25 protein-coding genes are annotated in these 25,912 nt (G+C 74.7%); 4 read left to right on the top strand and 21 right to left on the bottom strand.

From position 1 onward, the window contains the following. Positions 1–36 precede the first annotated feature (36 nt). The 18 genes from holA to O2V63_RS04865 form a co-directional block, all read right to left on the bottom strand. Complete coding sequence (gene holA / locus O2V63_RS04950) at positions 37–996, bottom strand: DNA polymerase III subunit delta (protein WP_269166444.1); 960 nt, start codon at positions 994–996, stop codon at positions 37–39. Next, a complete protein-coding gene (locus O2V63_RS04945; RefSeq protein ID WP_269166443.1) occupies positions 914–3,493 on the bottom strand; it encodes a ComEC/Rec2 family competence protein in 2,580 nt (859 codons plus the stop codon). The genes holA and O2V63_RS04945 overlap by 83 nt, the downstream gene beginning before the upstream one ends. 38 nt (positions 3,494–3,531) lie before the next feature. Then, positions 3,532–4,383, bottom strand: coding sequence for a ComEA family DNA-binding protein (locus O2V63_RS04940; RefSeq protein WP_269166442.1), 852 nt, complete (start codon positions 4,381–4,383; stop codon positions 3,532–3,534). A gap of 138 nt (positions 4,384–4,521) precedes the next feature. Then, the gene (locus O2V63_RS04935; protein WP_269166441.1) at positions 4,522–5,442 is read right to left on the bottom strand and encodes a DegV family protein; all 921 of its coding nucleotides are present in this window, start codon (positions 5,440–5,442) and stop codon (positions 4,522–4,524) included. A 46-nt stretch (positions 5,443–5,488) separates the two neighbouring features. Further along, positions 5,489–6,259, bottom strand: coding sequence for a histidine phosphatase family protein (locus O2V63_RS04930; RefSeq protein ID WP_269166440.1), 771 nt, complete (start codon positions 6,257–6,259; stop codon positions 5,489–5,491). Further along, positions 6,256–6,705 (bottom strand): ribosome silencing factor, encoded by a 450-nt coding sequence (gene rsfS / locus O2V63_RS04925; RefSeq protein WP_269161939.1) that lies wholly within the window; start codon positions 6,703–6,705, stop codon positions 6,256–6,258. Before rsfS ends, O2V63_RS04930 begins: the two co-directional genes overlap by 4 nt. Next, positions 6,702–7,481 (bottom strand): nicotinate-nucleotide adenylyltransferase, encoded by a 780-nt coding sequence (nadD, locus tag O2V63_RS04920; protein ID WP_269166439.1) that lies wholly within the window; start codon positions 7,479–7,481, stop codon positions 6,702–6,704. The genes rsfS and nadD overlap by 4 nt, the downstream gene beginning before the upstream one ends. A gap of 311 nt (positions 7,482–7,792) precedes the next feature. Further along, positions 7,793–9,229 (bottom strand): vWA domain-containing protein, encoded by a 1,437-nt coding sequence (locus O2V63_RS04915; protein ID WP_269166438.1) that lies wholly within the window; start codon positions 9,227–9,229, stop codon positions 7,793–7,795. Continuing rightward, positions 9,229–10,113, bottom strand: a complete 885-nt coding sequence (locus O2V63_RS04910) for an AAA family ATPase (RefSeq protein WP_269161936.1) — start codon at positions 10,111–10,113, stop codon at positions 9,229–9,231. The genes O2V63_RS04915 and O2V63_RS04910 overlap by 1 nt, the downstream gene beginning before the upstream one ends. Positions 10,114–10,152: 39 nt before the next feature. Beyond that, a complete protein-coding gene (locus O2V63_RS04905; RefSeq protein ID WP_269166437.1) occupies positions 10,153–11,403 on the bottom strand; it encodes a glutamate-5-semialdehyde dehydrogenase in 1,251 nt (416 codons plus the stop codon). A 73-nt stretch (positions 11,404–11,476) separates the two neighbouring features. Beyond that, positions 11,477–11,956 carry a peptide deformylase gene (gene def / locus O2V63_RS04900; RefSeq protein ID WP_269166436.1) on the bottom strand — a complete coding sequence of 160 codons (480 nt, stop codon included), beginning with the start codon at positions 11,954–11,956 and terminating at the stop codon, positions 11,477–11,479. A gap of 12 nt (positions 11,957–11,968) precedes the next feature. Continuing rightward, on the bottom strand, positions 11,969–13,090 hold the full coding sequence (gene proB / locus O2V63_RS04895) for a glutamate 5-kinase (protein ID WP_269166435.1): 1,122 nt from the start codon (positions 13,088–13,090) through the stop codon (positions 11,969–11,971). Beyond that, positions 13,087–14,574: a GTPase ObgE gene (obgE, locus tag O2V63_RS04890; protein WP_269166434.1), complete on the bottom strand. Its 1,488-nt coding sequence runs from the start codon at positions 14,572–14,574 to the stop codon at positions 13,087–13,089. The genes proB and obgE overlap by 4 nt, the downstream gene beginning before the upstream one ends. 108 nt (positions 14,575–14,682) lie before the next feature. Beyond that, on the bottom strand, positions 14,683–14,970 hold the full coding sequence (rpmA, locus tag O2V63_RS04885; RefSeq protein WP_036336698.1) for a 50S ribosomal protein L27: 288 nt from the start codon (positions 14,968–14,970) through the stop codon (positions 14,683–14,685). Between the two features lie 4 nt (positions 14,971–14,974). Next, entirely contained in the window at positions 14,975–15,310 is a 336-nt protein-coding gene (gene rplU, locus O2V63_RS04880) for a 50S ribosomal protein L21 (protein ID WP_442928991.1), read from the bottom strand. Between the two features lie 207 nt (positions 15,311–15,517). After that, a complete protein-coding gene (locus tag O2V63_RS04875) occupies positions 15,518–18,865 on the bottom strand; it encodes an Rne/Rng family ribonuclease (protein WP_269166433.1) in 3,348 nt (1,115 codons plus the stop codon). A gap of 286 nt (positions 18,866–19,151) precedes the next feature. Then, positions 19,152–19,919 (bottom strand): TIGR03936 family radical SAM-associated protein, encoded by a 768-nt coding sequence (locus O2V63_RS04870; RefSeq protein WP_269166432.1) that lies wholly within the window; start codon positions 19,917–19,919, stop codon positions 19,152–19,154. Then, complete coding sequence (locus tag O2V63_RS04865; RefSeq protein ID WP_269166431.1) at positions 19,919–21,847, bottom strand: TIGR03960 family B12-binding radical SAM protein; 1,929 nt, start codon at positions 21,845–21,847, stop codon at positions 19,919–19,921. The genes O2V63_RS04870 and O2V63_RS04865 overlap by 1 nt, the downstream gene beginning before the upstream one ends. A 181-nt stretch (positions 21,848–22,028) precedes the next feature. Here O2V63_RS04865 and O2V63_RS04860 point away from each other — a divergent pair, with 181 nt between their 5' ends. Together O2V63_RS04860 and O2V63_RS04855 are read left to right on the top strand one after the other, a co-directional pair. Then, positions 22,029–22,295 (top strand): helix-turn-helix transcriptional regulator, encoded by a 267-nt coding sequence (locus O2V63_RS04860; protein WP_269166430.1) that lies wholly within the window; start codon positions 22,029–22,031, stop codon positions 22,293–22,295. Further along, positions 22,292–22,798 (top strand): hypothetical protein, encoded by a 507-nt coding sequence (locus tag O2V63_RS04855; protein ID WP_269166429.1) that lies wholly within the window; start codon positions 22,292–22,294, stop codon positions 22,796–22,798. The genes O2V63_RS04860 and O2V63_RS04855 overlap by 4 nt, the downstream gene beginning before the upstream one ends. A gap of 59 nt (positions 22,799–22,857) precedes the next feature. Here the strand turns inward: O2V63_RS04855 and ndk are convergent, their stop codons facing one another. Continuing rightward, positions 22,858–23,280 (bottom strand): nucleoside-diphosphate kinase, encoded by a 423-nt coding sequence (gene ndk / locus O2V63_RS04850; RefSeq protein ID WP_269166428.1) that lies wholly within the window; start codon positions 23,278–23,280, stop codon positions 22,858–22,860. A gap of 72 nt (positions 23,281–23,352) precedes the next feature. Between ndk and O2V63_RS04845 the strand changes: the two genes are divergently transcribed. Further along, the gene (locus O2V63_RS04845; RefSeq protein ID WP_269166427.1) at positions 23,353–23,574 is read left to right on the top strand and encodes a helix-turn-helix domain-containing protein; all 222 of its coding nucleotides are present in this window, start codon (positions 23,353–23,355) and stop codon (positions 23,572–23,574) included. A 1-nt stretch (position 23,575) separates the two neighbouring features. Next, positions 23,576–24,112 carry a Clp protease N-terminal domain-containing protein gene (locus tag O2V63_RS04840; RefSeq protein WP_269166426.1) on the top strand — a complete coding sequence of 179 codons (537 nt, stop codon included), beginning with the start codon at positions 23,576–23,578 and terminating at the stop codon, positions 24,110–24,112. 6 nt (positions 24,113–24,118) lie between these two features. Here the strand turns inward: O2V63_RS04840 and O2V63_RS04835 are convergent, their stop codons facing one another. Together O2V63_RS04835 and O2V63_RS04830 are read right to left on the bottom strand one after the other, a co-directional pair. Beyond that, positions 24,119–24,508, bottom strand: coding sequence for a DUF4233 domain-containing protein (locus O2V63_RS04835; protein WP_269166425.1), 390 nt, complete (start codon positions 24,506–24,508; stop codon positions 24,119–24,121). Continuing rightward, entirely contained in the window at positions 24,505–25,902 is a 1,398-nt protein-coding gene (locus O2V63_RS04830) for a bifunctional folylpolyglutamate synthase/dihydrofolate synthase (RefSeq protein ID WP_269166424.1), read from the bottom strand. Before O2V63_RS04830 ends, O2V63_RS04835 begins: the two co-directional genes overlap by 4 nt. Between the last annotated feature and the right edge of the window lie 10 nt (positions 25,903–25,912).

The raw sequence follows: 25,912 nt of genomic DNA, 5'->3' as shown, positions 1-25,912 counted from the left end.
CGACGCGGGGCCGGCCCCAGTGGTGGACTCGGGACGTCAGCGCAGCGCGCGGGCCCGACCGCCGGCCGCGGCCGCGCGGATGCCCACGATCCGGCGGACCGCCCGTTCCAGCGCGTAGTCGGCACTGGCGGCAGCACCCTTCACGTCGGCGTTGAGCTCGGCGACCACCCCGATCGCCTGCTGCAGCGCGTCGATGCTCCAGCCCCTCGCCTGCGCCTGCGCCTTCTTCACCTTCCACGGCGGGAGCTTGAGCTGGCGGGCCAGCTCACCGATGTTGGTGGTGTTCAGCGAGGCGACCCGGGCCGCAGTGCGCACCCCGTCGGCCAGCGCGTCGGCGATCAGCACGTGGGCCACCCCGCGGTCCAGCGCCCACCGCAGCATCTCCACCGAGCCGGCCATGTCACCGACCAGCACCCGTTCGGCGACGGTGAACCCGGTGACCTCGGCCTGGCCCCGGTGGAAGCGGGCGACGGCGTCGGCGTCGATGACCCCACCGAAGTCCGACACCAGCTGGCTGGCGGCGGCCGACAGCCCGCGGAGGTCGTTGCCCACCGCGTCCAGCAACGCGGTCACCGCATCCGGGGTGATCTTGCCGCCGGCGAACCGCACCTCGTTGCGCACGAAGGCGACCCGTTCCCCCGCCGAGCTGATCTTCGGGCACTCGTCGACCGCCGCACCGGCTGCCTTGAACGCCTTCAGCAGTGCCTCGTTGCGCTTCCCGCCGTTGTGCACGACGACCAGCGTGAGCTCCGGGTCCGGCTCCTTGGTGTAGCTCACGAGGGAGTCGGCCAGCGCCGCTGCGGACTCCTGCACCCCGGTGACGACGACCAGCCGGTGTCCGCCGAACAGGGAGGGCGCGAGCACGTCGGCCAGCTGGCCGACCGCCAGCCCGGCCGCGGGGAGCTCGTGCTCCTCACTGTCGGGGTGGCGCTCGCGGACCGCCGCGCGCACGGCGGAGACCGCCCGCGCGCGCAGCAGCTCCTCCTCGCCCACCACGACCCGGAGCCGGGAGGTCGGAGCCGGAGGTGCCGCTGTTGCCACGGGGCCATGCTGCCACGGGGCGCCGACGGGTCCGGGACGCTCCTCCGCCCGGTCGCGGCGCACCCGACGTGCCCGGGGCGGGTGGCTCGGCCGCGGCGGTGGCACGCAGCACGGCGTCCGGCCCCCGCACCGCCACTCCCCACTCCCCCGCCCGGCCGACCACCGCCACGTCGCCGTCCCGGTCGGTCCGGTGGATGCGCATGCCGGCGTCGGCCAGCCAGTCCAGCAGCCGCCGGGTCGGGTGGCCGTAGCTGTTGTCCGCGCCCACCGAGATCAGCGCGACGGCCGCCCCGCTGGCGGCGAGGAAGCCGGGATCGGCGTCCGCGCTGCCGTGGTGCGGCACCTTGAACACGTCGGCGCCCAGGTCGAGGCCGACCGCCACCAGCCGCGCCTCCGCCTCCGCGCCGAGGTCGCCGGTGAGCAGCACCCGGACCCCGCGCTGGGTGGCCCGGACGACGAGGCTCAGGTCGTTGGGCTCGGCCCCGGCGACGGCCTCGGCCGGATCGGGGGCGAGCACCTCGAGGTCGGCGCTGCCGACCGTGCGCCGGTCGCCCGGCAGGAGGACCGCGTGCCGGGCACCCGCCTCGGCCACCGCCCGGTCCAGCTGGGGCACCCGTTCGTCGTCGGGCGCCAGCGTCCCGGTGGCCACCTCCCCGACGTCCCGTCCGGCCAGCGCGCCGGCCAGCCCACCCACGTGGTCGGCATCCAGGTGCGACAGCAGTACCAACGGCAGTTGCTCCACCCCGAGCCGGCGCAGGCAACCGTCGACGAGGGCCGGGTCCGGTCCCGCGTCGACCAGCACCGCCTCGCCCGGACCGGTCGGCAGCACGAGCGCGTCACCCTGGCCGACGTCGCAGGCCACCACGACCGTGTCCGGCAACGGCCAGCCCCGGCTGAGCTGGCGCACCGGCCAGCCGATCAGCACCACCCCCACCAGAACGGCCAGCGCCAGTGGGCGCAGCCGGGGCCAGCGCCGCAGGGCCGAGACCACGCCGGTCAGGACGACGGCCAGCAGAACTGCGCCCCGGGTGCCGGCCGGCCAGCCGGTGGCGCCGTCGGGCACGGCCGCGGCGCGCTCGGCGACGACGACGAGCCAGCGCACCGGCCAACCGGCGAGCCAGGTGAGCGCATCGGCCAGCCAGGGCGCTGCGGGCGACACCAGGGCAGCCAGCACGCCCAGCACGGTCGCCGGGGCCACCGCGGGCGCGGCCAGCAGGTTGGCCGGCAGGGACACCAGGCTGACCAGCCCGGAGAGGCCGGCGACCAGGGGTGCGGTGACCACGCCGGCGGCCGCGCTGACCGCGACGGCATCGGCCAGCGGCCGGGGCGCACGGTGGCGGCGGAGCGCACGGGACCAGCCAGGCGCCAGCAGCACGATCGCCGCCGTGGCGGAGACCGACAGGGCGAACCCTGGATCGGTCGCCAGCCCCGGCGCGAGGAGCAGCAGCACCAGGACGGTGACCGCCAGGGCCGGGACCGCGGCACGGGCCCGGCCGGAGGCCAGCGCCAGCACCGCCACCGCGCCCATGGCCGCGGCCCGGAGCACGCTGGCCCCTGGGCGGGCGAGGACGACGAACCCGGCGATCGCCAGGCCCGCGGCGAGCGCCTGCCACCGCCGGTCGACGGCCCGCGCCCGCAGCGGCCACAGGACCAGCGCCACCACGATCGCCACGTTGGCCCCGGAGACGGCCGTCAGGTGCGCCAGACCCGCTCGCCGGAACGCCTCGGTGAGCATCGGGTCCATGCCACTGGTGTCGCCCACGACGAGGCCGGGCAGCAGGCCGGCGGCGCGGTCGGGCAGGGTGCGGGCAGCCGACTCGGCCAGCCCGGCGCGCAGGGACCCGGCCGCGTCCTGTACCACACCCGGCCCACCGACCGGATCGGGCGGTGACCGCGCCGACAGCACGGCCACGACGTCGTCCCCGGGCTCCGCGGGGCGCACCAGGACGTGGAGTCGCACCGCCTGACCGGGGAGCAGCCCGGCCCACTCCTCAGCCTCGCCGAAGAGCAGCACCGGGTCGTCGGCCACGGTCCGGCCGTCGGCCTGGGAGACGGTGCCGTCGACGAGCACCCGGGCTGGTCCGGCACCGGCCACCGGCCGCGGGTCGTCGGTCAGCTCCAGGACCACCTCGACGACCGATCCGCGGTCGGCGAACGTCAGCAGGGGTGACGCCGCCCGCGCCTGGGCCCGGACCGCCGCGGTGGCCCCGGTGACGGTGACCGCGGCCAGGCACCCGATGACGACGCCGCGGGCCGCGACCCCTCGGAGCGTGCCGGCCCGGCCGGGGCCGCCGGCCAGCAGCAGACCAGCGGCACCGAGGGCCGCGACCACCGCGAGGGGCAGGAGCAGCCCGGCGGGCAGCTGGGGTGCCAGCAGGGTCAGCACCCACACGGTGGCCGCGGGTGGGACGAGCCGGAGGTCGAGCCACGACCACCGCTCCGTCGCCGGCACCCGGTGGACCGGGCGCGGGGCACCCGGCGCTGGCCTGGTCAGACCCGCACCCGCGCGGCCAGGTCTGCGAAGATCGCCGGTCCGATGCCGCTGACGTCGTCCAGCCGGTCGACGTCGGTGAACGGCCCGTGTGCGGAGCGGTGGTCGACGATGCGCTGGGCGAGCACGGGGCCGATCCCCGGCAACGCGTCCAGCTCAGCGACGGTCGCGGTGTTCAGGTCCAGCAGGGCCCCGCCCGCCGCTGCGCCGCCCGCCGGCTCCGCGCCGGTCACCGCCCCGGGCACCCCGACGGCGATCTGCTGGCCGTCGGTGACCACGGCAGCCGCGTTGACCGATGCAGGGTCGGCCTCGGGCAACAGCCCGCCGGCCGCGGCCAGCGCATCGGCCACCCGCGCCCCGGCCGGCAGCGTGACCAGGCCCGGGGTGCTGACCAACCCGACGACCGAGACCACGACCGTGCCGGTCGGTGTGCCGGGTGCGGGGGCAGCCGAGGCAGGTGGCACCGGGCCGGCGGTGGCCACCGCGGCACCGCGCGACGCAGCGGCCGGCACCTGGTCGACGACCGGGCGGTCGACCCACGTCCAGCCGACGACGACGACCGCCGCCAGCACCGCGACCACCCACAGCGCCCAGGCGCCCGGACGACCGGGGTCGACGCGGGCGGCACGCCCGGGAGCGCGGTGCCGGCCCAGTCCCGCGGGCAGGTGTGCGGCCTCGACGGGCTGGGTCGCCCGGTCGTCCTCGTCGTCCGGCCATCCACCGTCGTCGGACGGTGCACCCGGCTCGTCCACGTCGGGGACCCAGCCACCGGGCTGCCCCTCCGCCAGCAGGGCCCGGAGCCGGGCCCGGATGACGTCGGAGTCGTCGCTGCGACGGACAGGAGGGCGCACGGCACGGACGCTAGGGAGCCGGCGCCGCCCCCGACGAGGGCCGCGGACAGGTTGTGGACGGCGGGCACCGTTGTGGACGGTGTCCCCCGCGCACCGCCGGGACCACCGGACCGTGGCCGGGTGCCCGAGCTCCCGCCCTCAGTCCTGCCCGTGTTCCGACGGGTCCGGCGGTGGGGCGTCCTCCGGCCGCTGTCCTGCCTCGGTCGCCGGCCGCGGCGTGGGGTCGACGACCACCCCGACCGCGCCCGGCCCGACGTGCGCCCCGACGGCGGCCCCCAGCTCGCTGACGTACAGCTCGGTCAGCGCCGGGAGTCGGGCGGCGAGCTGGTCGGCGAGCCGCTGCGCGCGCTCGGGGGCGGCGAGGTGGTGCACCGCCGCCGCCACCGGCGCGTCACCGGCCACGTCGGCCGCGCGCTGGACCAGCCGGTTGAGCGCGCGGGCCGAGGTGCGCACCTTCTCCAGGGCGACCACCTGGCCGTCGGTCACGTGCAGCACCGGCTTCACCGCGAGGGCACTGCCCAGCAGCGCGGCCGCAGCACCGATCCGCCCGCCGCGCCGCAGGTGCTCCAGGGTGTCGACGACGAAGAAGGTGCGGGTCGCCGCCGCCGTCCGCCGCGCCGCGTCGGCCACCTCGGCGGCCGAGGCGCCCCCCGCCGCGGCCCGGGCAGCGGCCAGCACGGCGAACCCGGTGCCCATCGCGGCCGACCGGGAGTCCAGCACGGTCACCAGGTGCTCACCGACCTGCGTCGCGGCCACCCGCGCGGCGTCCCAGGTGCCCGACAGCTCCCCGGACAGGTGCACCGACACCAGCCGGTCGGCACCGCCGTCCAGCAGCCGCCGGTAGACGGCCACGAAGTCCCCCGGCGTCGGGCGGGACGTGCTGACGTGGCCGCCCCGCACGGCGAGCGAACGGGCGACCTCCGCGGAGGTGACGTCGCTGCCCTCCCGGCCGGACCGCCCGGCGAGCACCACGTAGAGCGGCACGACCTCGATGCCGAAGTGCTCGACGACGTCGGCCGGCAGGTAGGCCGTCGAGTCGGTGACCACGGCGACGGACATGGCGCGAGGCTAGCCGCGTGGTGCGCGGCGCCGCGGGAGTGGCTGGTCAGCCGGCGTCGGCGTCGGTCGCCGGTGCGCCCTCCTCGGGGCTGGCTCCCGCCCGTGGCGCGTCGGGGGCGTCGGTGGCCGAGGGCTCGGGGAAGGGACCACGGTCACCGGTCGCCCGCGCGCCACCCTCCACGCCCTCCGGCGTCGGCGCGGACAGGTTGTGCCGCATCAGCCGCCAGCCCGAGGCCTGGAAGGACAGCTCGCTCCAGTGGCAGTTACCCAGCGGCCCGAAGACCCGCTTGTGCTCCGCCCCCAGCCCCAGCAGCGCCTCGATCAACCGGCCGGCCGTCCCGCCGTGGGTCACCAGCACGGCCGTGGCCGCCGGCGGCAGGTCGGCCACGGCAGCCAGTGCCCGCGCGGCGACGTCGGCCTGCGCCTCTCCGCCGCGCTCGGGCACCGGGCGGCCGGCCATCCAGTCGGCGTACTGCCCCGGGTGCCGGTCGGCCACCTCGTGCCGGGTCAGGCCCTCCCAGCTGCCCAGCCCGTGCTCGCGCAGCCGCTCGTCGATGCGCAGCTGCACGCCCAGCAGCGGGGCGAGTGCCCCAGCCGTGTCTACCGCGCGCTGCAGGTCGCTGGAGACCAGCAGCACCTCCTGGCCCTCCAGCAGGACGGCGACGTGCGGTGCGGTGCGTGCGGCCTGGGCCCGCCCCTCGGCGTCCAGGGGCGGGTCGAGCTGGCCCTGGAAGCGCCCGGCGGCGTTCCACTCGGTACGGCCGTGCCGCCACACGAGCAGCCGGGGCACTGCCGGGGCGTCGGCGCCCCCGGTCACCGGCCGGACTCGCCCGGGGCGTCCTCGCCGCTGCCCTCATCGGCGGCGGCAGCCTCCTGCTCAGCGGGCGTCGGGGCGGCAGGGACCGCGCCGTCGGTGAACGGGATCACCGGGCAGTCCTTCCAGAGCCGCTCGAGGGCGTAGTAGGCGCGCTCCTCGGCGTGCTGCACGTGCACGACGACGTCGACGAAGTCCAGCAGCACCCACCGCCCCTCGGCCATGCCCTCGCGGCGGACCGGCTTCACACCGTGCTCGCGCAGGCGCTCCTCCACCCCGTCGACGATCGACTGGACCTGACGTTCGTTGGGCGCCGAGGTCAGGACGAACGCGTCGGTGATCGCCAGGCGGTCACTGACGTCGACGATCGAGACATCGGTGGCGAGCTTGTCGGCGGCGGCCTGCGCTGCGATGAGCGCGGTCTCGCGTGCCTCGTCCGAGGCGGTCATCGGGGGATCTCCTGCAGGTCGGGGGACGGATCGTCCCCGGGGGTGGGGGTGTCGCTCAGGTCGGGGGCCGCGGTCTCAAGGTGGTCGGTGGCCGCGGTCTCCCGGTGGTCGAGGGCCACGAGCCGCTCGGCCGGGAAGCCACCGACCCGCGGGGCGGTGTCGGGCAGCAGCTCGTCGGGCCCGGCCGCGCCGGGGTGGTACAGCCCGCGCTTCTCGATGTACTGGACCACACCGTCGGGCACCAGGTACCAGACGGGCCGTCCCCGGCGCACCCGGTCGCGGCAGTCGGTGGAGCTGATCGCCAGCGCCGGCACCTCGACCAGGCTGACCGCACCGCGCGGGAGATCGGCGTCGGCCAGCTGGTACCCGGGCCGGGTGACGCCCACGAAGTGCGCCAGCTGGAAGAGCTTGTCCGTCTCCCGCCAGCCCACGATCTGGGCGAGCGCGTCGGCGCCGGTGATGAAGAACAGCTCGGCGTCGGGATGGAGGCGGTGGAGATCGGTGAGGGTGTCGATGGTGTACGTCGGCCCGCCCCGGTCGACGTCGACCCGGCTGACGGAGAACCGCGGGTTGGAGGCGGTCGCGATGACGGTCATCAGGTAGCGGTCCTCGGCGGGGCTCACGCCCCGGTCGGACTTCTGCCAGGGCTGACCGGTCGGCACGAAGACGACCTCGTCGAGCCCGAACAGCCCGGCGACCTCGCTGGCGGCCACCAGGTGCCCGTGGTGGATGGGGTCGAACGTGCCGCCCATCACCCCGAGTCGACGTCCTGCCACCGATCGAGCCTAGCCCGGCCCCGCCGGAGCCGGTCGTCCGACCACCGGCTCCGGCGACCAGCGGGAGGGGCACGACGGCCGGGTGCTCCCGGTGTGTGCCGGCCGGCGACCGGCTCCCCCGTGCCGCCGCTCGCCATCGAGGGGCTCACGCTCGAGGCGTCCAGCGCCCCGCCCTCGTCGTCCACCCTGCCGTCGTGCCCGAAGCGGACGATGCCGTCCCGTTCCTCGGTTCGCAGGGAAGGTCCGCCATGGGAACGATTCCGTCGGCGTGTCGTCATCTACCCGGACCGCCCGGCCGATCCGGGACCAGCTCAGAGGGTGGTGACGAAGTCGGCAAGCTGCGCCGCCGTGCGGACCTCCACCATCGGGATGACGTCGGCGTACCGGTCGGCGGCCGAGTCGCCGCTCCCCCACAGCCGGCGCGGCTCCGGGTTGAGCCAGTGGGCCGACCGCGACCGCCGCACCAGGTCGGCCAGCGTCGGCAGACCCGGGTGCCGGTAGTTGGTGCGACCGTCGCCGAGCACCAGCAGCGACGTCTTCGGGCCGACCGCCGCCGGCCACCTCTCCGCGAAGACCTCCAACGCGTTGCCGTAGTCGCTGTGCCCGTCGAAGCTCACCACGTCCGCCTCCCGGCCGATCCGGGCGATCGCGTCCACCACGTCGGCCCCGGGGGTGAAGAACCGGGTGACCTCGTCGGTGGAGTCGACGAAGGCGAAGGCCCGCACGCCGCTGAAGTGCTCGCGCAGCGCCTGGGTGAGCATCAGGGTGAAGTGGCTGAAGCCGGCCACCGAGCCACTGACGTCGCAGAGCACCACCAGCTCGGGCTTGTGCACCGCCCGCGGCCGGTGGTGCGTGACCAGCGGCATCCCGCCGGTGGCCAGCGAGGCGCGCACCGTGCGGCGGAAGTCCAGCCGCCCGGCCCGGCCCAGCCGCCGGCGGGCCGACAGCCGCACGGCCAGCCGCCGGGCCAGCGGCGCCACGGTTCGGCGCAGCTCGGCGAGGTCGGCCTGCTGGGCGCGGAGGAAGTCGACCTGGTCGGCCATCGGGCGGACGGCGTTGCGGGCGACCTTGTCCCGCCCCTTCTCCGCGGCGGTGCGGCGTCGCACCTCGGCTTCCACCGCCGTCCGGAACGCCGCGATCCGCTCCTTCGCCGTCGACCGGGCCACCTGCTCGGCCAGCCCGCCGGTCTCACCGTCGGCGAGCATCCCGGCCAGCAGCTGCGCCACCAGCGTGTCCGGCGACAGCGCGCGCAGCACCCGGTAGCTGAAGAACGACTGTCCCGAGGGGGTGGGCGCCCCGGCGCCGAGCTGGTCGACCGCGAGCCGGGCGAATCGGCGCAGCGCCTCCTCGTCCCCCTCCAGCAGCAGTCGCAGCAGCTCGGCGCGCAGCGCCGCGGCCAGGGCACCCGGGTCGCCCACCGGAAGGGGGCCGTCGGTGCCGGGCTCGCCGTCCTCGCCGCCGTCCCCGGCTCCGTCGTCGTCCGCGACGGGCACCGGCCGGTCGGTCAGCGGCCACCAGAGGTCGAACAGCACGTCGAAGACCTCGCGCTGGGCGGCCCGGCGGAGCAGCACCGCGGCCAGGCCGTGCCGCAACTGCTCCCGGTCGAGCAGGTCGACGACGGTGAGCACCTGGGCGGCGTCCACCGCCTGGCTGATCCCGACCGGCACGCCGGCCTCCCGCACCGCGCGGACGAAGCCGTCGAGGTGCCCGACCAGCCCACCCGGCTCGACGGCGGCTCCCGGCGGCATCAGTTCAGCCGGAGCTCGGCGGCGGCCCGGGCCTGGTCACTGGCGTGCTTGAGCACCACGCCCAGCGTCGAGCGCATCGCCGACTCGTCCAGGGTGTCCAGGCCGAGGGCCAGGAGCGTCTGCGCCCAGTCCAGCGTCTCGGAGATGGACGGCGACTTCTTCAGCTCCAGCGCCCGCAGGGCCCGGACGGTGCGCACCAGCTGGTCGGCCAGGCCCGGCGCGAGATCGGGCACCCGGGACAGCACGATCTCCCGCTCCCGCTCGGCGCTCGGGTAGTCCAGCGCCAGGTACAGGCAGCGCCGCTTGAGCGCCTCGGACAGCTCACGGGTGGCGTTGGAGGTGAGCACCACCAGGGGACGGCGGGTTGCGGTGATCGTGCCCAGCTCGGGGATGGTGACCTGGAAGTCGCTGAGCACCTCCAGCAGCAGGCCCTCCACCTCGACGTCGGCCTTGTCGGTCTCGTCGATGAGGAGCACGGTCGGGTCGGTGCGCCGGATGGCGGTCAGCAACGGCCGGGCGAGCAGGAACTCCTCACCGAAGACGTCGTCGTGCACGGTGTCCCAGTCGGCGCCGCCGGTGCCCGCCGCGGAGATCCGCAGCAGCTGCTTCTTGTAGTTCCACTCGTACAGCGCCCGCGCCTCGTCCAGGCCCTCGTAGCACTGCAGCCGGATGAGCTCGGACCCCGTCGCGGCGGCCATCGCCTTGGCCAGCTCGGTCTTGCCCACCCCCGCCGGGCCCTCGACCAGCAGCGGCTTGCCCAGCCGGTCGGCCAGGAAGACCGTCGTGGCGATCTGGGCGTCGGGTAGGTACCCCGCGGCCGACAGCCGCGTCGTCACGTCCGCCACGTCGGCGAACTGGGCGGCGTGCGTGGGCGTGCGGGACATGCGGCTCCTCGTTGAGCTGGGGACGGGCGAAGAGGCCGGTCAGCGGGTGTGGCCGTTGCCGGTGACGACGTAGGTGGTGGAGGTGAGCTCCGGCAACCCGAGCGGACCGCGGGCGTGCAGCTTCTGGGTGGAGATGCCGATCTCGGCGCCGAACCCGAACTCGCCGCCGTCGGTGAACCGGGTGGAGGCGTTGACCAGCACCGCGGCGGCGTCGACGCCGGCGGTGAACTCGGCGATCGCCCGCGCGGAGTCGGCGACGATCGCCTCGCTGTGCCCGCTCCCCCACCGGCTGATGTGGTCCAGCGCGCCGGGCAGGTCGTCGACCACCCGGACGGCCATGTCCAGCGACAGGTACTCGGTGGCCCAGTCCTCGTCGGTGGCGGGGACGACGCCCTCGTGGGCCTCGGCCGCGGCCTCGTCGCCGTGCAGCGTGACCCCGGCGTCGGCCAGGGCGGCCAGCAGGCGGGGCAGGAAGGCGACGTCCCGGTGCACCAGCAGGGTCTCCGCGGAGTTGCACACGCTGACCCGGGAGGTCTTGGCGTTCAGCACGATCGCCTCGGCCATCGCCGGATCGGCGGAGGCGTCGACGTAGACGTGGCAGTTGCCGACGCCGGTCTCGATCACCGGCACGGTTGCTTCCCGCACCACCCGGTTGATCAGCGAGGCCCCGCCCCGCGGGATGACCACGTCGACCAGCCCACGTGCGTTGAGCAGCTCCCCGACCGACGCCCGGTCCGCCGGCAGCAGCGCGATCGACCCAGCGGGCAACCCGGCCTTCTCGGCGGCCTCGGTGAGGACGGCGACCAGCGCGGTGTTGGTGCGGTGCGCCGAGCCGGACCCGCGCAGCAGCGCCGCGTTGCCGCTCTTCAGGCAGAGCCCGGCGGCGTCGACGGTCACGTTGGGCCGGGCCTCGTAGACGATCCCGACCACACCGAGCGGCACCCGCACCTGGCGCAGTTGGAGCCCGTTGGCCAGCGTCGACCCGCGGACGACGTCGCCGACCGGGTCGGGCAGCGAGACCAGGTGCCGCAGCGCGTCGGCCACCGCGGCCAGCCGGGGCGGGTCCAGCCGCAGCCGGTCCAGCACCGAGGCCGGCGTGCCGTCCGCTGCAGCGGCCTCGACGTCGGCGGCGTTGGCGGCGAGCACCTCGTCGGCCCGCTCCAGCAGCGCCTGCGCCATCGCAGCGAGCGCGGCGTCCTTGGTCTCGGTGGGCAGGGTGCGCAGCACGCGGGCGGCCGCACGGGCGCGGACCGCGGCGGCCCCGATCAGCGGGAAGTCGACGTCGGACACGCACCGAGGTTACGCGCGGCCCCCGTGCAGGGTCCCGCCGCGAGCCTGCGAGGGAGAAGGACGGGGTCCTCTTTCAGCTGCGCAGCGCGCGGAGCACCTGCTTGCGGGCATCGCCGGTCAGCCGGTCGACGAAGAGCTTCCCGTCGAGGTGGTCGACCTCGTGCTGCAGGCACCGGGCGAGCAGCCCGCTGCCCTCGATCCGGAGCGGCTCACCGTGCACGTCGAACCCCTCGGCGACGCAGTGCATCGCCCGCACGGTGGGGGCGTAGAGCCCCGGGATCGACAGGCAGCCCTCGTCGTCGTCCTGGATCTCCTCGCTGCGCTCGGCGATCACCGGGTTCACCATGTGCCCGATGACGCCGTCGACGTTGTAGGAGAAGACCCGCAGACCGACCCCGATCTGGGTCGCCGCCACCCCGGCCCGGCCGGGGTGGTCGACGGTCTCCTCCAGGTCGCGGACGAGCGCGGCGAGGTCCTTGTCGAAGGCGCGGATCGGGTCGGCCGGGGTGCGCAGCACCGGGTCGCCGATCTCGCGGATGGCACGGATCGTCACGGGGTCAGTCTCTCAGCCGCGGCTGGCGTGCCCGACGAGCACCATCTCGTCGCGGTGCACGACCTCGCGGCGGTGCTCGGGGTCCAGGTCACCGGTCTTGCGGCCCAGCAGCGCCGGCAGCTCGCGGGCGTCGTAGGCGACCAGGCCGCGAGCGACCACCTCGCCGTCCGGGCCGACCAGCTCCACCGGGTCGTCGGCGAGGAACTCCCCGGTCACCCCGGTGATGCCCGCGGCCAGCAGGGAGGCGTGCCGTTCCCGGACGGCACGGACCGCGCCCTCGTCGAGCAGCACCCGGCCGCGAGGACGGCTGGCGTAGCGGAGCCAGAACTGCCGGGCCGAGGGACGCCGCCCGGTCGGGGCGAACAGCGTTCCCACCCGCTCACCGGCCAGTGCGTCCGCCGCCTGTGCGGTGGAGGTGACCACGACGGGCACCCCCGCGGCCGAGGCGATGAACGCGGCCTCCACCTTGGTGGCCATCCCGCCGGTGCCGACGCCGTTGCGGCTGGCCGAACCGAGGGTCACCGCCGCCAGGTCCGCCGGACCGTGCACGGTGTCGACCAGCGCGGCCGGGCCGGTGCGCGGGTCGCCGTCGTAGACGCCGTCCACGTCGGAGAGCAGGAGCAGGGCGTCGGCCATGGCGACGTGGGCGACCAGCGCGGCGAGCCGGTCGTTGTCGCCGAACCGGATCTCCTCGGTGGCGACCGTGTCGTTCTCGTTGACGATCGGCAGCACGCCGAGTGCGAGCAGCCGCTCGATCGTCTGCTGCGCGTTGCGGTAGTGGCTGCGCCGGGTCAGGTCGTCGGCGGTGAGCAGCACCTGGCCGACGGTCACGTCGTGGGCGGCGAAGGCGTCGGCGTAGGTCTGCACCAGCCGCAGCTGCCCGACGCTCGCAGCCGCCTGCGCGGTGGCCAGGTCGCGGGGGCGGCCGGCCAGCCCCAGCGGCGCCAGCCCCGCGGCGATCGCCCCGGAGGAGACGAGCACGACCTGCCGGCCGGCGGCCCGGAGCGCGCCGAGGACGTCGACCAGCGCCCGCAGGCGGGTCTCGTCCAGCCCGCCGGGCAGCGTGGTCAGCGACGAGGACCCGACCTTGACCACCACCCGCTGCGCGGCGGCGATCTCCGCGCGGGCGGTCACCGGTCGGTGTCGTCGAGGAGGCCGGCGTCGACCCAGCCGTCGCCCTCGGTGACCTCGTACGGCAGCCGGCGGGCCTTCTTGGCCAGCAGTCGCTCCTCGGCCGACAGCCGGGTGTTGTCCTCCAGCCGGGTGTCGGTACCGCGGCCACCCAGGCCCGCGGTCTCCTCGATGGTGAGCGTGCCGGCCGGGAGGGTGGGCTCCCAGTCGAACGTGACGTCACCGACGGTGATCGCGTCACCGGGGACGGCACCGGCCTTGGCCAGCCCCTCCTCGACACCGAGCCGGTTGAGCCGGTCGGCCAGGTAGCCCACGGCCTCGTCGTTGCTGAAGTCGGTCTGCCGGACCCAGCGCTCCGGGCGCACCCCGAGCACGACCCACCCGTCGGTGCGGGGATCGCGCTCGACGGTGAAGCCGCCGTCGTCGACGGCGCGCGGGGTGATGGTGATCGGGGCCGGCGGGAGGTCCGGCAGCGAGGCGCGGTGCTCCCGGACGGCGGCGGCGAGCGCGTAGCCCAGCTCGGTCACGCCCTCCCCGGTGGCCGCGCTGATCGGGAACACCTGCAGGCCGCGCTCCTCCAACGAGGCGCGCACCAGGTCGACGAGCTCGCGGCCGTCCGGCACGTCGATCTTGTTCAGCACGGCGATCCGCAGCCGGCCGACCAGGTCGAGGTCCTCGCCGCCGTACTCGCGCAGCTCGTGCTCGAGGGCCTCGATGTCGGTCTCCGGGTCGCGGCCGGGCTCCATCGTCGCCATGTCGACCACGTGCACCAGGACGGCGCAGCGCTCGACGTGCCGGAGGAACTCCAGGCCCAGGCCCTTGCCCACGGACGCGCCGGGGATCAGCCCGGGGACGTCGGCCATCGTGTAGGTCGTGTCGCCGGAGCGGATCACGCCCAGCTGCGGCACCAGTGTGGTGAAGGGGTAGTCGGCGATCTTGGGGCGGGCAGCCGACATCGAGGCGACGAGCGAGGACTTGCCGGCCGAGGGGTACCCGACCAGACCGACGTCGGCGATGCTCTTCAGCTCGAGGACGGCGTCCACGGCGTCACCGGGCTCGCCGAGCAGCGCGAAGCCGGGGGCCTTGCGGCGCGCGTTGGCGAGCGCGGCGTTGCCCAGCCCGCCCTTGCCGCCGTGGGCGAGCACGAGCCGGGCACCCGCCCCGACCAGGTCGGCGACGACCTGACCGCCGACGCTCACGACGGTGCCGGAGGGCACGCCGAGGACGAGGTCGGCCCCGCGTCCGCCGTTGCGGTAGTCGCCGGCCGCCTGCTTGCCGTTGCCGGCCTTCTGGTGCGGGCGGTGGTGGAAGTCCAGCAGGGTGTGCACGCTGGGGTCGACCTGGAGGACGACGTCGCCGCCGTCACCGCCGTCGCCCCCGTCGGGGCCGCCCAGCGGCTTGAACTTCTCGCGGTGCACGGAGCTGACCCCGTTGGCACCCTTGCCTGCCGAGACGTGGACCGTCACGCGGTCGACGAAAGCGGCCATGATCGCCGCCTCTCTGCGTTACGGCCGAACTGTCCGGAAAGGGCAACGGGTGGCGGCGCCGAGAGTCGGCGCCGCCACCCGGTCAGAGCTGGTGGTGCTGGGTGGTGCTCAGACCGAGGCGGTCTCACGGGCGGCAACCGGGGCGCCGACGGCCGTGATCGCGACCTCGCGGCGGCCGCGGCGGAACCCGAAGGTCACCGAGCCGGGCACGAGCGCGAACAGGGTGTCGTCCTTGCCGCGGCCGACGCCGAGACCCGGGTGGAAGTGGGTGCCGCGCTGGCGGACGATGATCTCGCCGGCCTTGACGACCTGACCACCGAAGCGCTTGACGCCCAGGCGCTGGGCGTTCGAGTCGCGACCGTTACGGGACGACGATGCGCCCTTCTTGTGTGCCATGTCGTCAGCCCTTCGTGATGTCGCGGACCACGACGCTGGTCAGGGGCTGACGGTGCCCCTGGCGCTTGTGGTAGCCCGTCTTGTTCTTGAACTTGTGGATGTGGATCTTCGGGCCCTTGCCGTGCTCGACGATCTCGCCGGTCACGGTGACGCCGGCGAGCGTCTGAGCGTCGGCGGTGACGGTGTCGCCGTCGACCAGCAGGATGGCCGGAAGGGTGACGGTGTCACCGGCCTCTCCGCTGAGGCGGTTGATGGTGAACGTGTCACCGACACCCACCTTGTGCTGCGCTCCACCGGCCTTGACGACTGCGTACACCACTGACTCCTCGATCGATTCCATGTGTCCAGCACTGTGTCCTGCGCGCACGACCGCCACGAGGGCCGAGTGCTGGACGTGCTGCTCGCGCCCCCCAGGCGGCACCGGAGTGCGCGGCCCGTGGTGGAGCAACCCGTCCAGCGTACCCGAGGCGCCGTGCCCGGGTCGAACCGCGTAGGAGCGGTCCGACCCGGCCCCCGGGCGAGGCGGCGCCCTGCCCGGGGTCCTGGGTCAGGCGGGCGGGCCTGCGGGCCGCGAGGCGGCCCTGCGGCGCCGCGGCCGGACCACCGGCACGTCCTCGTCGGCCACCGGCTCGGCGACCGGTTCGGGCGCCCCGACGACGGTCGGCTCCGACCGCTCCGCAGCCGCAGCCGGGACGTCCGGGGCAGCCGTCGGCGTCGCCACCGCAGCGGCGAGGACGGTGTCCGGCGTCGACTCCTCGACGGTCGTCGACTCCTCGGCGACCACCTGAACGGCCGTCTCGCCGGCGGGCAGCGGCTCCTCGTCGGCGGGTGCCTCGGCGACCGCAGCGTCCTCGGCCCCACGGGCCTCGGCCGACTGCCCACGGCCACGACGGCCCCGGTTGCGGCGGCCACGGCCCTCACCGGCCGGCTCGGTCGCCGGCTCGGCGGTCTGCTCCCCCGCCGCCTGCTCACCCGCGGCGGGCTCGTCGAAGGACGCTCCGCCCTGCAGCGCCATGGCGTCCGCGACGTCCCAGCCCGCGGCCGGGTCCTCGCGACGGGACGTCGCGGTGCCCCCGTCCGCCGTCTCCGGGGCCGCCTCGTCCGCTGCCGCGCTCTGGTCGACCTGAGGGGCCGGGTCCGGCGAACCGGCGTCCACCGGACCGCGCTCGGTGGCGTTGCCGCCCCGGGAGCCACGGTCCCGGCCACCCCGGCTGCGACGCCCGCGACCGCCGCCGGTCTCGGCGGCATCGGCGCCCGGCACGTCGGCCACGTCGCCCGCCAGAGCGGCGTCCACCGTCGCGGGCGCCGTCTCGTCTGCGTCGGGGGTCGGGACGTCGGCGTCCTTTGCCCGGTCGTCCCGGCCCTTGTCCCGGCCCTTGTCGGAACCCGCACCGCCGCCTGAGCCGCTGCCCGAGCCGGACCCGTTCCCCGAGTCACCCCGGTTGCGACCGCCGCCACCGTTGCCGGCCGCGCCGTTGCCGCCCCCACCGTTGCCGCCGCCGTTGCCGGTGGACCGCTTCTTGTCGTCCACCGGGTCGACCTGCACCAGGACACCCCGACCGCGGCAGTGGTCACACGGCTCGGAGAAGACCTCCAGGAGACCCTGACCCACGCGCTTGCGGGTCATCTGCACCAGGCCGAGCGAGGTCACCTCGGCGACCTGGTGCTTGGTGCGGTCGCGGCCGAGGCACTCGGTGAGCCGCCGCAGCACGAGGTCGCGGTTGCTCTCCAGGACCATGTCGATGAAGTCGATGACGATGATCCCGCCGATGTCGCGCAGCCGGAGCTGGCGGACGATCTCCTCGGCGGCCTCGATGTTGTTCCGGGTGACGGTCTGCTCGAGGTTGCCGCCGGACCCGACGAACTTGCCGGTGTTCACGTCGACGACCGTCATCGCCTCGGTGCGGTCGATGACCAGCGAGCCACCCGAGGGCAGCCACACCTTGCGGTCCAGCGCCTTCATCAGCTGCTCGTCGATCCGCAGGTCGCGGAAGACGTCACCGGTGCCGGTGTAGCGCTGCAGCCGCTCGGACAGCTCCGGGGAGACGTGCGCGACGTAGGCCTCGACGGTGTCCCAGGCGTCGGCGCCCTGGACGACCAGCCGCTTGAAGTCCTCGTTGAAGACGTCGCGGATGACCCGGATCGCCAGGTCCGGCTCGCCGTAGAGCAGCGTCGGCGCGTTGCTGGTCGAGGAGGCCTTGGTCTGGATGACCTCCCACTGCGCCTGCAGCCGGGCCACGTCGCGGGTGAGCTCCTCCTCCGAGGCACCCTCCGCGGCCGTGCGGATGATGACGCCGGCGTCCTCGGGGACGATCTTCTTCAGGATGTCCTTGAGCCGCTGGCGCTCCTTGTCCGGCAGCTTGCGGCTGATGCCGGTCATCGAGCCACCGGGCACGTAGACCAGGAAGCGGCCGGGCAGGTTGACCTGCTGGGTCAGCCGGGCGCCCTTGTGGCCGATCGGGTCCTTGGTCACCTGGACCAGGACCTTGTCGCCGGACTTCAGCGCGGTCTCGATCGAGCGGGACTTCCCGGACAGGCCGGCGGCGTCCCAGTTGACCTCACCGGCGTACAGGACGGCGTTGCGGCCCTTGCCGATGTCGACGAACGCGGCCTCCATGCTGGGCAGCACGTTCTGCACGCGGCCCAGGTAGACGTTGCCCGCGAACGAGGTGGCCTGCGCCTGGGTGACGTAGTGCTCGACCAGGACGTCGTCCTCCAGGACGGCGATCTGGGTGCGCTCCCCCTGCTGGCGGATGACCATCGCCCGGTCCACGGCCTCACGCCGGGCCAGGAACTCCGACTCGCTCAGGATCGGCGCGCGGCGGCGACCACCGTCGCGGCCCTCGCGGCGGCGCTGGCGCTTGGCCTCGAGCCGGGTGGAGCCGGCCACGCCGCGGACGTCGTCGTCGCTGGAGGTGCGGCCGTTGCGGCCGGCCCGCTCGGGACGGTCGTCGGCGTCCTCGGTGCTGTCCTCGCTGCTGCCGTTCTCGCCGCTGCTGCCGCGGCGACGGCGACGGCGACGGCGACGGGTGCTCGAACCCGAGCCACCCTCGGCGGCGTCGTCGTCCTCGCCGTCGTCGTCCTGGCCCTCGGACTCGGTGCTGTCGTCGGACTCCTCGGCGCCGGCCGGGGTGTCGGTGTCCTCGTCGTCGCGGTCGCCGTCGGTGCCGTCCTCGCCGGTGCGTCCGCGGCCGCGGCCCCGACGGCCCCGGCGCCGACGACGGCTGCCCGAGGAGCCGCCGTCCTCGCCGTCACGGTCGTCGGAGTCCTCGAGGTCCCGCTCGTCGGTCTCGGTGGTCTCCGTGGTCTCGGTGGTCTCGGCCTCGGCCGGCTCGCTCTCGGCCGCGCTGCGGCGGCGGCTGCGGGACCGCCGGGGCGGCGCCTGCTCGTCGTCGCGCTCGTCGGTGGCCGGGCGGTCGTCGGTCCGGCCGGCGTCCGCGTCGGTCGACTCGGTCGGCGACTCGGCCTGGGGGCGGCGGCTGCGGCGGCGCGGTGCGGCGACCTCGGGCTCGGGGGCCACGAAGCTGACGAAGGCGGGGGCCGCCGGCGAGAGCTGCGGTGCCGGGGGCTCGACCGAGTCGGGGTCGGCGGTCACGGCCGGCCGGGTGGCGCGGCGGCGGGGCCGGGCGGTGACGGTGGTGGGCTCGGGCGAGCTGAACTGGGCACCGAAGCTGGGGAGCTCGTGCTCGGGCTGGGGGGTGACCGCCTCGGCCACCGGGACCTCGACCTGCTCCTCGGCGGGGTCGTCGGCCGATGGCTCGGCGTCCGGCTCCGCGGACGCCCCGTCATCCGCAGCCGGCTCTGGAGAGAGGTCGCCGAGCAGATCGGCGGGAGGCGCCGATCCGTCCGCGGCGCTGGTGTCGGTGCTGTTCTCGTTGTCGTTGTGGTCGGCCACGAAGGGCTCGCCTCCTGTGCGTCCCCGGGCGCCGATCGTCTCCGACTGGCGGCCGCGCAGGGACGTGGGTTGGGCGGATCGGGCGGCCACTGGGAGCGGCGGTTCTGCCCGGCCCGCGAAGTCTGGTCCGCGCCCCGGCCGGTGCGGCTGGGGCCCGGTGGTGCAGCGTGCTCAACACTGGTGGTGCGGTCGTTCGCGCGTTCAGGTGGTGCCGAGTTCAGGTGATGCAGCGCCACGGCTGGCAGACGTGTCGCAGGCGACGCCCGGCGCATCCGGTCCCGCCAGGTCAGACCTGAGCCGGCTCCCCCTGGCAGCGGGAACTGGCCTCGCGGTCGGGCCCCAGCGGATCGGCGACGTCACCGCTGTCGTCGAGCCGGCCCTGCGCCTCACGCACGGCCCGGGCGGGCAACGGCGGGTGCAGGTCGGCGACGGCAGCCAGAGCGGCCATCACGTCATCCGGTCGCACGGTCGGCGTGAGCTGCCGTACGACCACGAGCAGTATGGCACAACCTGCCTCAACAGCGACCGCGGCGGAGACGACCGCCTCCCGCGCGTCGACGTCCTTGGTGCCGTTCTTGGTCCGCTTCGCGACCAGCACCACCTCCTGGGCGAGGAAGGCCTGCACCGCCGTGGAGAGCTCGTCGGCGTCCACCCCGGGCAGGTCGATCCGCCACCGGGTGGCGTTCAGGCGGTCGGCCAGGGACCCGCTGCCCTCGACGGCCTCGACGCACTCCAGGACGTCGATGCCCGGGGGCAGCGAGGCGTCCAGCGCGACCCGCACCTGCTCCGGGTCGCGCCGTGCGGAGAGCCCGATCTCGAAGTACTCCGCCTCCGAGGCCGCGCCGGTCGGCGCCGCGCCCATGTAGGAGATCTTCGGGTGCGGGCTGAAGCCCGCGGAGAACGCCATCGGCACCTGCGCGCGGCGCAGCGCCCGCTCCAGGGCCCGGGCGAGGTCGCGGTGCGAGGCGAAGCGCAGCGGACCGCGCTTGGTGTAGCGCAGCCGCAGCTTCTGCACGGTGGGCGGCGGCGGTGGGCCGTCCGGGGTGCGGGCCACTACCGGCCGACGGGGGTCAGTGGCAGCAGGCTGCGCCCGGTGGGCCCGATCTGGATGTCGGTGCCCATGGTCGGGCACACGCCGCAGTCGTAGCAGCCGGTCCAGCGGCAGTCGCCGACCTCGTCCTCGGAGATCGCGTCCTGCCAGTCGTCCCAGAGCCACTCCTTGTCCAGCCCGGAGTCCAGGTGGTCCCAGGGCAGCACCTCGTGCTCGGTGCGCTCCCGGGTGGTGTACCAGTCCAGGTCGACCCCGAACGCGGCCAGCTCCTCGGCCGCGGCGGTGACCCAGCGCTGGTAGGAGAAGTGCTCGCTCCAGCCGTCGAAGTGCCCGCCGTCGCGCCAGACCCGCTCGATGACCCGGCCGACCCGGCGGTCGCCGCGGGACAGCAGTCCCTCGATCACCCCGGGCTTGCCGTCGTGGTAGCGGAGGCCGATGGAGCGGCCGATCCGGCGGTCGGCGTTGATCGCCTCGCGCAGGATCCGCAGCCGGTGGTCGATCGTCTCGGCGCTGGCCTGCGCCGCCCACTGGAAGGGGGTGTGCGGCTTGGGCACGAAGCCACCGATGGAGACGGTGCAGCGGATGTCCTTGCTGCCACTGGCCTCGCGGCCGGCACGGATGACCTCGACCGCCAGCTCGGCGATCTCCAGCACGTCCTCGTCGGTCTCGGTGGGCAGGCCGCACATGAAGTACAGCTTCACCTGGCGCCAGCCGTTGGCGTATGCCGTGGTGACCGTGCGGACCAGGTCCTCCTTGGACACGGTCTTGTTGATCACCCGGCGGATGCGCTCGCTGCCACCCTCGGGGGCGAAGGTCAGCCCGGAGCGGCGGCCGTTGCGGGAGAGCTCGTTGGCCAGGGTGACGTTGAAGGCGTCGACCCGGGTGCTGGGCAGGCTCAGGCCGGTGTTGGTGCCCTCGTACCGGTCGGCGAGCTCCTTGGCCAGCTGACCGATCTCAGAGTGGTCGGCGCTGCTCAGCGAGAGCAGCCCGACCTCCTCGTAGCCGGTGGCCTTGAGGCCGGCGTCGACCATCGAGCCGATGCCGGTGATCGTGCGCTCGCGGACCGGGCGGGTGATCATCCCGGCCTGGCAGAAGCGGCAGCCCCGGGTGCAGCCGCGGAAGATCTCCACGCTCATCCGCTCGTGCACGCTCTCGGCCAGCGGGACCAGCGGCTGCTTCGGGTAGGGCCACTCGTCGAGGTCCATCACGGTGCGCTTGCCGACCTTTGCCGGGACGTCGTCCCGGGTGCGCCGCACCTCGGCGATCGTGCCGTCGGCGGCGTAGCTGACCGCGTAGAAGCGGGGCACGTAGACCCCGTCGACGCGGGCGAGCCGGGCCAGCAGCTCGACCCGTCCCCCAGGGCGACCCTGCTCCTTCCAGGCGGCGACGACGTCGGTGATGTCCCCGACGACCTGCTCACCGTCACCGAGCACCGCGCAGTCGACGAAGTCGCTGACCGGCTCGGGGTTGAAGGCGGCGTGCCCACCGGCGACGACCACCGGGTGGCTCTCGTCGCGGTCGACCGCGTGCAGCGGGACGCCGGCGAGGTCGAGCGCCTCGAGCAGGTTCGTGTACCCCAGCTCGGTGGCGAAGCTGACGCCCAGCAGGTCGAACTCCCGCACCGGGCGGTGGGCGTCGACGGTGAACTGGCCGACCCCGTGCTCGCGCATGAGCCCGGCCAGGTCCGGCCAGACGGCGTAGGTGCGCTCGGCCAGGGCGTCGGGGCGCTCGTTGAGCACCTCGTAGAGGATCATGAGGCCCTGGTTGGGCAGCCCCACCTCGTAGGCGTCGGGGTACATCAGCGCCCAGTGGACGGCGACGTCGTCCCACGGCTTCACCTGGGCGTTGAGCTCGCCACCGACGTACTGGATCGGCTTCTGCACCTGGGCGAGGAGTGGCTCGAGGCGGGGGTATAGCGATTCCACAGTCATGACCGCCTCAGGGTAGACGGCTGACGTGTCGCCCCACTGCCCCTCGCGGGTCGGCGGTGGCCGCCGCACGACGTGGAGTCGCCGTCCGTACCGGAGCTCCGGCGCGCGACGCTGGGTCCTTCTACCGCGACATCCGAACACCTATGGACCATTCCGTATAAATAATGCTACATTTCCTTCCATGGGACGACAGCCCAAGAGTGAAGCGGACAAGGTGCACGACCGCATCGGCGTGCTCCGCGCCGACCGCGGCGTCAGCCGGAAGGAACTGGCCGAGGCCGTGGGCGTCCACCCGCAGACCATCGGCTACGTGGAGCGCGGCGAGTACAGCCCGTCCCTGGCGCTGGCGCTGCGCATCGCCCGCTACTTCGACCTGCCGGTCGAGGCGGTCTTCTCCCTCGACCCCCTGCCCTCACTCAGCCAGGAACTCCTCAGGAGGACGTCGTGAGCATCTCCCCCGAGCCGACCTACCTCGCCCGCACGTTCGAGGACGAGCGCTACGGGTGGACCCGACACCCCCGGGTCCGCCGGCGCGCCGTCGTCGCCGAGGCGGCGCTCCTGGCGGCACTGATCGCGGCCACCCTCGCGGCCAGCGCGACCGAGACGGGGTGGTCGACGTGGTTCTTCGGCACATGGACCGTTGGGATGCTGGCGCTCATCCCGATGCACTCGTTGCTGAACCTGGGCATCCGCGGCATCCTCGACCGTGACGCGCGCTCACTGGACGAGCACCAGCGCCGACTGGGCGAACGATCGCACAGCGCGATGGGCTGGCCGAGCGTGGCACTGACGTTCGCGGCGTTCACCGGGGCAGTCGCCGTCGTCGCCCTCACCGGGCACATCGTGCTGGCGCTCTGCCTCGGGTTCCTGCTGTGGTTCACCAGTGGCCTGCTGACCTACTGGCACCTGGCCTGGACCTCTCCCGAGGAATCCGCCGACACCGACCTCTGACCTTCCGGGCAGAGGAGGCCCTGCATGCGGGTCGGCGTCGACCCGCATGCAGGCCCCCCTCAACCGAGGTGGGGGAAGAAGAGCGCGATCTCGCGCTCGGCCGACTCGGGCGAGTCGGAGCCGTGCACGATGTTGGCCTGCACCTCGAGGGCGAAGTCGCCGCGGATCGTGCCGGGGGCGGCCTTCACCGGGTCGGTGGCGCCGGCCAGCGCGCGGAAGGCCTCGATGGCCCGCGGCCCCTCGACCACGAGGGCCAGCAGCGGCCCCCCGGTGATGAACTCGACCAGCGAGCCGAAGAACGGCCGCTCGCGGTGCTCCCCGTAGTGCTCCTCGGCGACCTCGGTGGTCAGGGTGCGCAGCTCGGCGGCGACCAGGCGCAGGCCCTTGGCCTCCAGGCGGGCGATGACCTGGCCGACCAGGCCGCGGGCAACGCCGTCGGGCTTGACCAGGACCAGCGAACGCTCAGCAGTGGGTGCAGACACGGCCGGGAGCGTACGGGACAGCGCGCGTCAACTTCAGTTGACAGCCTCGATCCGTCAACTTAGGTTGACGGCATGGCCTCCCCCACCGACGTCACCACCGCCGCCGCGGCCGACGACCCGGACACCGGGCTCCGTGCCATCCGGGCCCTGCGCGACCTGGCCGACCGCCTGGAGGTGCTCCAGGTCTCCTCGGCCCGGGCCCGCGGCTGGTCGTGGCAGCAGATCGCCGATGCCCTCGGCGTCAGCCGGCAGGCCGTCCACAAGAAGCACGCCACCTCGAGAAGGGACCGATGACGTGTTCGAGCGCTTCACCCGAGAGGCTCGTCAGGTGGTCGTCATGGCCCAGGCGCAGGCCCGCTGGCTGCACGCCGAACAGGTCGAGCCGGTGCACCTCCTGCTGGCCCTGACGGCCGACCCCGGTCGAGGGGGCCAGGCGCTGCGGGCGACCGGCGCCGACCTGGGATCCGTCGAGGCGGCCCTGGCACGCTCGAACGGCGCGCTGGACGCCGACGCACTGGCCGCCATCGGCATCGACCTGGACCAGGTGCGCGCTGCTGCCGAGTCCGCCTTCGGCCCGGGCGCGCTGGACCGCGGTGGCCGCGAGCCGTCCGGTCACCTGCCGTTCGCCGATGGGAGCAAGCGCGCCCTGGAGGAGTCGCTGCGCCACGTCCTGCGGTCGAAGCTGCGCCGCCGGGCCCGGGTCATCGACAGCGGTGCCGTGCTGGCGGGGTTGCTCGCCGTCGGCGATCCGGTGGTGCGGCGGGTGCTCCAGCAACTGGGCACCGACGCCGACCGGCTGCGCGGTCAGCTCGGGGACGCCTCGGCGGCGTAGCGCCGGTCAGCCGGCGGGCGGCGCCGGGGGTGCGGTCGGCGGCGGCCCGAAGGGCGTGCCCAGCAGCTCCTTGCGGACCTGCAGCAGGTACAGCCAGATCGCCACGAAGACGCCGCCGACCAGCCACATCGCCCCGCTGAGCAGCCCGGTGAGCAGCAGCGGCACCTGCAGTGCCGTGCCGATGACCAGACCCTGCGGACGGCGCTGCAGCCCGCTGGCGAGGATCAGCAGCACCGCCAGCACGAGCAGGACGGTCAGCCGGGTGCCGGTGAGCCCCTCTCCGATCTGGGCGATGCCCCGCGGCACGAAGAGGACGGCGATCCCCTCCAGCAGCAGGATCGCGGCCGCAGCCCCGCCGAGGGCCCGGCCGGCGCGCACCGGGTCGGGTGCCGTCACCGCTGCGCGCCGGACAGCAGGGCCCGGGCCTCCCCCGCGGTGATCACGCTGCCGGTGACCAGCACGCCGGAGCCACCCAGGGCGTCGTCCGGGCCGGCCTCGGCCAGCTCGATCGCCGACTCCAGCGCATCGGTGAGCAGCGGGTGCACGCTGACCCGGTCGGCACCGAAGACGTCGACCGCCAGGGCCCCCAGCTCATCGGCCGGGATCGCCCGCGGCGAGCTGTTCTGGGTGACCACCAGCTCGGCGCACAGGCCCTCCAGCTCGGCGAGCATGCCGGTCACGTCCTTGCCCTGCACGCAGCCGACGACGCCGACCAGCCGGGTGAAGTCGAAGGACTCCCGGACGGCCTCGACCGTCGCCGCCATGCCGGCCGGGTTGTGCGCGGCGTCGACCAGCACCGCCGGGGAGGTGCGGACCCGCTCCAGCCGGCCGGGCGAGCGCACCGCGGCGAAGGACTCCCGGACGACGTCCTGCGCGACCGGGCCGGTGGCCGACCCGGCACCCAGGAACGCCTCCACGGCGGCGAGCGCCACGGCGGCGTTCTGCGCCTGGTGCGCGCCGAACAGCGGCAGGAAGACCTCGTCGTACTCCCCGCCCAGCCCCTGCAGCCGCACCTGCTGGCCGCCGACGGCGACCCGGCGCTCCAGCACGCCGAACTCGGTGCCCTCCCGGGCCACGGTCGCGTCGACCTCGATCGCCCGCCGCACCAGCGCCTCCAGCGCGCCGGCCGGCTGGTGGGCGAGCACCGCGACGACGCCGCCGTCCGGGCGCCCGTCGGGCAGCACGCCGTCGGTGGAGGCCGGCTTGATGATCCCGGCCTTCTCGGTGGCGATCGTGGCGACGTCCGGCCCGAGGTACTCGGCGTGGTCGAGGGAGACGGGCGTGACGACGGCGACCCGGGCGTCGGCGACGGTGGTCGCGTCCCAGGTGCCGCCCATGCCGACCTCGACGACGGCGACGTCGACCGGCGCCTCGGCGAACGCGGCGTAGGCCATCGCCACCATCACCTCGAAGAAGGACATCGGGACGTCGCTGCCCGCGTCGACCATCTGCACGTAGGGGGCGATGTCGTCGTAGACCTCGACGAAGCGCTCGGCCGGCAGCGGCTCGCCGTCGAGCACGATCCGCTCGCGCATCGACTCCAGGTGCGGGCTGGTGAACCGGCCGACGCGCAGGCCGAAGCCGCGCAGCAGCTCGTCGACCATCCGCGCCGTCGTCGTCTTGCCGTTGGTGCCGGTGACCTGGACGACGGGCATCGCGCGGTGCGGTGAGCCCAGCAGGTCGACCAGGGCGGAGATGCGGGTCAGGGACGGCTCGAGCCGGTTCTCCGGCCACCGCGCCAGGAGCGCCTGCTCGACCCGGGCCAGGTCACGGGAAAGGGAGGTGCTCATCGCTCCTAGG

Source organism: Modestobacter sp. VKM Ac-2977 (genome assembly GCF_026968045.1).
Classification (GTDB): Bacteria; Actinomycetota; Actinomycetes; order Mycobacteriales; family Geodermatophilaceae; genus Modestobacter.
Note: the sequence above shows the minus strand (reverse complement) of the source record. Positions and strands in the feature narration are given on the sequence as shown.

Coding starts and splice junctions, on each gene's coding strand:
- O2V63_RS04910 (WP_269161936.1), bottom strand. CDS start 10,113: ATGTCCCGCACGCCCACGCACGCCGCCCAGTTCGCCGACGTGGCGGAC.
- O2V63_RS04830 (WP_269166424.1), bottom strand. CDS start 25,902: ATGAGCACCTCCCTTTCCCGTGACCTGGCCCGGGTCGAGCAGGCGCTC.
- O2V63_RS04865 (WP_269166431.1), bottom strand. CDS start 21,847: ATGACTGTGGAATCGCTATACCCCCGCCTCGAGCCACTCCTCGCCCAG.
- O2V63_RS04860 (WP_269166430.1), top strand. CDS start 22,029: ATGGGACGACAGCCCAAGAGTGAAGCGGACAAGGTGCACGACCGCATC.
- rpmA (WP_036336698.1), bottom strand. CDS start 14,970: ATGGCACACAAGAAGGGCGCATCGTCGTCCCGTAACGGTCGCGACTCG.
- O2V63_RS04935 (WP_269166441.1), bottom strand. CDS start 5,442: ATGTCCGTCGCCGTGGTCACCGACTCGACGGCCTACCTGCCGGCCGAC.
- rplU (WP_442928991.1), bottom strand. CDS start 15,310: ATGGAATCGATCGAGGAGTCAGTGGTGTACGCAGTCGTCAAGGCCGGT.
- O2V63_RS04845 (WP_269166427.1), top strand. CDS start 23,353: ATGGCCTCCCCCACCGACGTCACCACCGCCGCCGCGGCCGACGACCCG.
- rsfS (WP_269161939.1), bottom strand. CDS start 6,705: ATGACCGCCTCGGACGAGGCACGCGAGACCGCGCTCATCGCAGCGCAG.
- O2V63_RS04915 (WP_269166438.1), bottom strand. CDS start 9,229: ATGCCGCCGGGAGCCGCCGTCGAGCCGGGTGGGCTGGTCGGGCACCTC.
- obgE (WP_269166434.1), bottom strand. CDS start 14,574: ATGGCCGCTTTCGTCGACCGCGTGACGGTCCACGTCTCGGCAGGCAAG.